Annotated in this window: 6 protein-coding genes; all 6 read left to right on the top strand. The window is 43.0% G+C overall.

Features of this window, described 5'->3' with window-relative positions; all coding sequences use genetic code 11:
- Window positions 1-60 precede the first annotated feature (60 nt).
- The 6 genes from AACW75_RS07685 (at window position 61) to AACW75_RS07710 (ending at window position 7,502) form a co-directional block, all read left to right on the top strand.
- The gene (locus AACW75_RS07685; protein WP_145571622.1) at window positions 61-2,172 is read left to right on the top strand and encodes an LruC domain-containing protein; all 2,112 of its coding nucleotides are present in this window, start codon (window positions 61-63) and stop codon (window positions 2,170-2,172) included.
- A gap of 12 nt (window positions 2,173-2,184) precedes the next feature.
- A complete protein-coding gene (locus AACW75_RS07690) occupies window positions 2,185-2,679 on the top strand; it encodes a hypothetical protein (RefSeq protein WP_135457543.1) in 495 nt (164 codons plus the stop codon).
- Between the two features lie 252 nt (window positions 2,680-2,931).
- Complete coding sequence (locus tag AACW75_RS07695; protein WP_145571624.1) at window positions 2,932-4,695, top strand: ABC transporter ATP-binding protein; 1,764 nt, start codon at window positions 2,932-2,934, stop codon at window positions 4,693-4,695.
- A complete protein-coding gene (locus AACW75_RS07700; protein ID WP_017075797.1) occupies window positions 4,689-6,473 on the top strand; it encodes an ABC transporter ATP-binding protein in 1,785 nt (594 codons plus the stop codon). Before AACW75_RS07695 ends, AACW75_RS07700 begins: the two co-directional genes overlap by 7 nt.
- A 222-nt stretch (window positions 6,474-6,695) precedes the next feature.
- Window positions 6,696-7,016 carry a hypothetical protein gene (locus AACW75_RS07705; protein WP_145571626.1) on the top strand — a complete coding sequence of 107 codons (321 nt, stop codon included), beginning with the start codon at window positions 6,696-6,698 and terminating at the stop codon, window positions 7,014-7,016.
- A 51-nt stretch (window positions 7,017-7,067) separates the two neighbouring features.
- Window positions 7,068-7,502, top strand: coding sequence for a hypothetical protein (locus AACW75_RS07710; protein WP_145571628.1), 435 nt, complete (start codon window positions 7,068-7,070; stop codon window positions 7,500-7,502).
- Window positions 7,503-7,656 lie beyond the last annotated feature (154 nt).

Here is a 7,656-nt window from a genome sequence, read left to right on the forward strand (position 1 = left end):
AGAGTTCACATACTTTTTTTCAAGGAATTCGCTCTGGCGAAGAAGAAATAGAGGTTTACTATGAGATATAAGCAAGTTATTTCACTTATAACGGTAGCGGTCAGTGTCCCTGTCTACGCAGCGACGGTAGATTTGGATTTTTCTAACCATGTTGAATCAACGGACGGCAGCAGTGGTTGGGCCGGGCCTACCTATGATGGGCCTGACATGCATTTTCTCAACGTCGGCACACACGACGGAAAAGTAATTGACGCCAAAGTATCAAGTAGTGTTTTTGGAGATGCTTCTTTTGTATTCCATGCCCCTAACTACAAAGTTGGTGCAATTCAGCCCTCTGGAGATATCGGCTTTCTCTATCAGACCAACTCTGCCGGGGCTGCAGGCTTAATATACACTTTTGAGTTTTTTGACGGAACAGACGGTTTATCGGGTACGTTTTCTGAACCTTACACGATTCCCGAATTTGACATGATTGGTTACGACATAGATGGGGAGCCTGTGCAGTCAGAGCAAGTTCGAGTTTTTAAGAGCGAAGGCTTCTATAGTTATCAGCTCGGTAGTGCTAGTGCGAGTTTGACCGCAGAAGAGAGTGCGGATGGAACTTCAGTGCTCTTCACTGGACCTGGTACTAATTACTCCGAAACAGACACGTCAGGTGCTGTTAAATTTACCTATAAAAACACTTCAATCGTTACTCTACAATTTGAAACCGTAACAACAAGTGGTAGTTCTTTCCCAAATCCAATCTTCTCTGCATTCGACGGAAACTGGGACCTGTCAGGGTTTACAACGCCTATTGAAAGTTCTGACGAATCTGATTTTGGCGACGCTCCCGATAGCTATGGAACATTGCAGGCGAATAATGGGGCTGAACATGCCATTTCTTCGACGCTTTATTTAGGAGTTAGCATTGATGCTGATACCGATGGTCAACCAGGTGCAGCTTCCAATGGTGATGACCTAGATATTGGTGGCAACGATGATGACGGTATCGCCTTGTTGTCCAACCTAGAGATCGGCTTAGACAGTCTAATCAACGTTAACGTAGTGGGCAGTGGTTACCTTCAGGCTTGGGCTGATTGGGATATGGACGGGACTTTCGATGATGATGAACAAATATTGAAAAACCATTCTGTAGTCAGTGGAAGTCAGGTTGTTGCGATTCGCGTTGGAGATGAAGCCTCCGTTGGTTTAGTGCAAACTCGATTTCGTTTAGCGAGTAGTCCTAATATTCCAAGTGATGGTTATGTTGGCGATGGTGAGGTAGAGGATTACGTATTTAACGTCACTGACGCAGGAACTACGGTTCAACACTCTAATTACTACACTGCAGCCTTTGAAGATAACTGGCCAGAGGTTGGTGATTTTGACTTGAATGATGTTGTGGTTTACTACCGCACGACCATAATCAGTAAAGATGATGTTGTGCTTCGAATGGACGTAACAGGAACCATAATGGCTTATGGCGCATCTTACGGCAACGGGTTGGGGTGGAAACTAAATGGTTTTGACGAGTCAGATGTCGATCTTCAAACGTCTAGAGTACAAAGAAATGGTGTGACTCGTGTTGATATCTCTCCGTTTACTGGAGAGGACAAACAAATTGCATCGCCGGGAGGTGATCTCGTCGTGGTGGCTTCTTTGAACCTCAAAAATGATTTGCCTATTCATGGTGAATGTATGTTCCACCGTACTAACCCTTCTTGTAGTCCGTCTTTGGAATCCGAACAAATGACGTTCAGTATTTCGTTGCCATTTATCGCTGGAAGTGAACCAACGGTGAGTTCACTGATGCCGTTGAGTGGTTTTGACCCGTTCATCTTTGGAGCAGGAGAAGGTCAATACCATGGTGATAGCTTCGCTACATCTCCGGGCAAAGACTTAGAAATACACACAGCAGACTTCCCTCCAACATCTAGAGGTACGTTGGTCAGCGACTTCTATGGCATCGCACAAGACGACTCTGATCCTTCAAGTGACAAATATTATCGAACCACGCAAAACATGCCTTGGGGAATCTTGATTTCATCGCCATGGAACCACCCGTCAGAATATATTGATATCAGTGAGGCATACCCAGAGTTCGCAGAGTGGGCTACATCCGGTGGTGTTTCTAAACCAACGTGGTACCAAAACCCTAACGCCAACAAAACTTGGTCAACGGAAGACTAATCAGGAGGATTTATGAAAACAATCAAACTAATTTTGAGTGGTGTGACCCTTATGTTCCTTTCTGCTTGTGGCGGCGGTGGTGGCGGAAGTAGCGCTTCATCCCCAAGCTCTGTTGTTCCACCAAGCAATACGCCAGCAGCGGGAAATACCGCTGTAACGTCTGCATCAATGCCGATACAACAATCTTTGAAATCGGTTGAGCTATCTATACCTGAAGGCTTTGATTTTTCTACCGAGAGAGAGGTTTCTGTTAAAGTTGATGTGGCGAGCTCGCAAAGCACTCGAGGATTCATGACTATCTATACTGAGTTCAATGGAGATGTTGTCGACTACACATCACAAGTGTTGAGAAGCCCAATCAATGAAGACATTGAATATTCAACGACGCTTCTGATACCGAATCATGTTCAGAAGGTTTGGGTTGAAATCTGGTACCCGTCGGCAATAGGAAGCGAAGTAAAACGTTCGGTAGACATTGTGAATAACAACGTAGAAGTTCTTCTTTAGTCTTTATGGATTGCTAAAATTATTTGCCGCCATTAAGGCGGCAAAATTGTTTCAGAAGTCGTTCTTTTTCGCCAGTACCGATATTCATAATGTCCTAAGGAATCGACAAAAATGAATGTGGTTGATATTGTCAACTAAGTGTTTTTGATGTATCTTTACCTCAATGATTGACCAATCTCGCCCGATCAAATGATCAAGCATCAAATAAAAAACGGTTAAATCACCGTGAGCCTGCCCTTAACAAAGAATACTATGAATAAAAGACAGTTTATTGCCCATTACCTGCGCATGAATCGCACCTCTTACTTGTTGGCGGTTGTGTTCATTTTCCTCGTCAACTGGTTACAAGTTGAGATCCCTCGTTATATTCAATTAGCCATCGATTTGATTGATGATGCCTCTTCAAGTGGTCATCAGCAGCTTCAAACCTACGTCTGGATCGTGGTTGGTATGTCAGTCGCCATGGTTGTGGTACGTATTCTGTCTCGTATTTATGCGCTTAATCCCGGGCGAATCACAGAGGCTGCACTTAAAAGTACGTTACTACAAAAGCTGAATCGTTTGCCGAATAGCTTTCATGAACGTTTTGCTTCTGGTCGGTTAATATCCATTATTAATAATGACCTTGGCGGGATACGCTTGTTGTTTGGTGTCGGGTTCCTTCAGTTCTTTAATGCGCTGCTTGCATTGTCACTGACACCTCTTTACATGTGGCGTATATCCCCGGAACTCACGCTCTACTCGATTATCCCTATCTCAATCGCTTTTGTGATTTTTCGAGTGGGTTTTAAGCGTATGAAAGCGCTGCATTTAGATCACATGAAACGTTTACAAAACCTGTCCGCTCAGTTGATGAGTTACCTGTCAGGGATTGATTTGATTAAGAGCCAACAGATGTCACCTTGGGCGAAATCTGAAACCGAGAAACTCAACCAGTTATTGCTTGAATGTCGTTTAAAGATCACTCGTATCCAAGTCTTCTTCATGCCTGTGCTTGATTACGCCAATGACCTGATGAAAATCATAATTCTTGGGTTGGGTGGTTACATGTTAATGAGACAAGAGTTAACTCTAGGTGAGATAACGGCGTTCCTGACTTACTCGGTTTTACTCGCAATGCCATTGATGCAGTTAGGTAGAATCGCAACGATTTATCAGCGTGGCATGGTGGGTATTCAAAGTGTGCAAACTATTCTCAATGCGAAAGTTCCAGAGCTTGATGAAGACAAGCTGACTGAACTCGATGTTAAATCTCTGAAGGGAAAAACGTTTTCTATTCGTAACCTTAGCTTTCGCTATTCTGGTGAAGAACGAACGATTCTCGATAACATCAGTTTTGATATTCCAGCGGGTAAGAAAATCGGCGTACTAGGGGGGATTGGTTCGGGGAAAACGACATTAGTAAACTGTTTGAATCACCATTTGGATGTTCCTGAAAGTTCTGTTTTTCTCGGTGACAGAGATGTAACCAGTTTCTCACGCAGCGATCTGCGTCGCTATGTTAAAACCGTTACTCAAGACCCTTATCTGTTCTCCGCAACTGTCGAAGATAATATTCGTTTTGGTAGTTCTGACACTGAATTAGCGAAGAGTCAGGTTGATGAAGTTTTAGAACTGAGTCAGTTAGCCAATGATGTCACACGTTTTGAACATGGCGATCAAACCTTAGTCGGTGAGAAAGGCATCATGCTGTCCGGTGGACAAAAGCAACGCCTCAGTATTGCGCGAGCTTTGCTGCAACCAACTGATTTAATCATCATGGATAACGTTCTATCTGCGGTTGATTATGAAACCGAGAGAAAGATCTTAGAAGGTTTGTTCACGCGCTTAGAGAACCAGTCGGTTCTTGTAGTGTCACACCGTGTCAATGCCCTTGAGTATATGGATGAAATTATCGTGCTAAATGAAGGCAAGGTGATTGCAAAAGGTGACCACACCACGTTATTAAAAACGTGTGCTTATTATTATGAAACATGGCAATTACAGCAGAATGAAACGGAGGCCGCAGCATGTTAAAAGGTGTTGATCTTAAGTATCTTAAGCACTTTTTTAAGTTTGCTAAGAAATACAAAGGTTCTGCGATTCTGGGGATCGCCATGCTTCCATTCTCAGTCATCACTAGCTTGTTGTTTCCGTGGTTAATCATTCAAGTGATCGATGTTCATCTGAGCCAAGGCGATATGGATGGGCTGCTCGAGTATGTTTTCTATATGGTTATTGTTCTTGTGGTTAGTTATGTAGTGGATACCATCTATTCGTATAATCTGCGTAAAACGGGCCAATACACGATAACAGACATGCGATCTGTACTGTTTGCTCGCGTGCTCAAATTGCCGCGCAGCTATTTCGATAATACGCCTATTGGGGTAACGCTTTCCCGCCTTACGAGTGATTTAGAAACCATTGGTGAAACGTTTATTCAGTCGGTCGTTGGGTTAGTAAAAGACAGTATCAACACAATAGCTTTGCTAGTAATGATGTTCTTCATTGATTGGCAACTAACACTGATTGTATTAGTTATCATGCCGCCAGTGATGTATTTGACGGTGTACGTGCGTAACCGACTCCGGGCATTGTATAAGGTTACCCGCTCTACGTTAGCTCGTGGTATTGGCTTTTTACAAGAAGTCTTGTTTGGTATGAAAACTGTTCAGATGTACCGAGCGGAAGAGCAAGTAGAGCAACGATACCAAAGCTATACTGACGAGTTTCTTAGAGCGCAGAAAAAGATTAATAAATACGATGCGATTTTGTTTTCGTTTATTTCAGGTATTACCTCAATCACTATCGCGATCATGATTTGGTATGGATCTGAGCAAGTTATAGAAGGGGCATTGACTCTAGGCGTGCTGATCGCTTTCATCAACACCTTGGAGAAAGTGTTTGTACCGATTCGTGATTTTACGTCGCAGATTGCTTCAATTCAGAGCTCATTTGCTGCGTTCGACCACATTGAAGAGCTGTTTGTTGAGCCGACTGAAGAAGAAGGGCGCAACTTATTGCTATCGAACAAGGTTGAACAACAGTTAAAAAACTTTGTAAGCCTTGAATTTAAAAACGTGAGCTTCCGTTACAAAGACGATTCTCCGTATGTTTTAAAGAGTGTCTCTTTTATGTTGGAGAAAGGGCATCAAATCGCACTTGTGGGTTCGACTGGTTCGGGTAAGTCTACGATTTTACGCTTGATATCTAAAACCTACCAAGACTATGAAGGTAGTATTCTGTTGAATGGTATTGAACTGTCACAGATTTCAAGCGAAGACTCTGCGCATCTTTTTTCGATGATGATGCAAGATGTCCACCTATTTGAAGAGACGATTCAGTTCAATATTGCATTGGGTAAATCACACCTATCTAGAGCTGAGGTTGAACAGGCTGCGCGCTATGTTTATGCCAATAAGTTTATTGAACAATTGCCACAAGGGTATGACTTCCAATTAGAGAAGAACGGCTCCAACTTGTCTGTTGGGCAAACTCAACTTATCTCATTTGCAAGAGCGGTCGCCCAAGGTGGACAATTGATGATGCTTGATGAGGCAACCAGTTCGGTGGATTCCATAACCGAAGATCTCATCCAAAAAGCGATGCAGCGTCTGTTTAAGGAAAAAACCGTGATTGCGATTGCGCACCGTCTGAGCACCGTTCGCCACTCTGACACGATTCTAGTGCTGGAAAAGGGTGAAATTGTTGAGCAAGGCAGCCATCAACAGTTGGTAGCTCACAATGGAATTTATGCTGGGTTGTTGAAGGAATCGATTGTAGAAACGAGCGATTACCAAGTTACGGAGGCTTGAAATTAGGCGTCGTTTGATGAGACGGATTGCTCTGTCCATGCTTTAGCCGTTTCTATTGTTCTCTAATATTCCCAATAGCTTAGGGAAAATAAAACATATTTTACGATTATTAATATGTTATGATCTCCCTACTACTAAAGGGGTGTCTTTGGGCATCAAAATGTATGCAAGCAAAACGTAAGTGCTTGTGTCAGTCACTTTCTGGCGAATATGGAATCGAAAATGTTGTTGGAAGAAGTTGTAGAAATTATTGAATTAACCGACTCAGACCATTTATCTCAAGCAATGGAGCTGTTTAACGAGCATGGTTTTGTTGACGCTGAGTCTTTGCCTTTTATGAACGTTGTTTTTGAAACGGCACCTGATCAACTTGCAACGAAGCTGTCGCAGATTGGTTTTAAAGGGTTAGTGAAAGTCGAGAAGAGTGAAGACGCATCTGGTTTCATCATTGTAGATGCTGAGCGTATTCAGCCACAAAGCTCTACTCAGTTAAAAGACTCTGTTCAACAGCTAGACTCTATCCAGCTAAGTAAAAGTGCGTAATCAAAAAACGCCTATTCAGTCATACCAATAATGATTATTTGAGGTAACACCGTGACAACAGCGACCGTATCATCAACAGATCAACACATTACCAATGAACATGCGCTTTTAGGTGCATCGCTATTAGCGTCTCAAAAAGTTGAGTTGGCTCTGTTCAGTGTTATCTCTAAATTAGCTAAAGAACTATCAAAAGAGCAGCAACAGTCATTAGGTTTGGATTTGGATACCTTTTTAAGGGAGAAACCAAGTGAGCAAGCGACAACGCTGAACCACTACGAACAGGCGTTTGGTGAGCTACTTCCTTTGAAGACAAATGAACTCAACGATTTCATTTACCACAGAAACTTGGTAACTCGTGGTTTTTGGCGAGTGACAGGGGCTGATGTTAAAGGCGGTGAGAAGCTTGCGAACCCAGAGCTGTATTTAAAAGAGTTCTTGGCTAAGTGTGAATACTGGCAAGTGATGCTCGATACTCAAGCCAAGTAATCGAATCGAAATAAGAAAGCCATAGCGAACATGCTATGGCTTTTTTGTTTGTGTAAATCGTGCTGCATTTTTAAAGCAGATGATTGCATTGAAGACTCAACACATCACCGCTATTACTTTTAGTTGGGGGGGGGGGCGGGGGGGCGGGGGGCGG

This window comes from Vibrio sp. L3-7, from assembly GCF_963898195.1.
Taxonomy (GTDB): domain Bacteria; phylum Pseudomonadota; class Gammaproteobacteria; order Enterobacterales; family Vibrionaceae; genus Vibrio; species Vibrio echinoideorum.